The 268-nt window shown below is 57.5% G+C and carries 1 protein-coding gene; it reads left to right on the forward strand.

The window, feature by feature from the left end:
- Positions 1-87: 87 nt before the first annotated feature.
- On the forward strand, positions 88-268 hold a 181-nt coding region (locus tag EOD29_RS36310; protein ID WP_206520558.1), incomplete at its 3' end, for a hypothetical protein.

The raw sequence follows: 268 nt of genomic DNA on the forward strand, positions 1-268 counted from the left end.
GCCGCATCGCGCATCACCTGCAACGTCGCCAACGGCACGATCAAGCAGTCGATCACGCTGGCATCGAGCCAGGTGGTCTTTTCGTTCATGATCAAGCGCACGACCGGCACCGGCACTGTTGAATTCACCGTAAACGACGGCACAAACTGGACCTCTATCGAGTCGGGCTTGAACGGCAACTATCAGTTGAAGTTCATCACGCTGGCTGCGGTGACAAATCCCGTCGTTGGCATCCGCATGGGTACACCGGGGGACCAGGTTTCTGTAG

Origin of the sequence: Mesorhizobium sp. M1A.T.Ca.IN.004.03.1.1, assembly GCF_003997555.1 — a bacterium.
Taxonomy (GTDB): domain Bacteria; phylum Pseudomonadota; class Alphaproteobacteria; order Rhizobiales; family Rhizobiaceae; genus Mesorhizobium.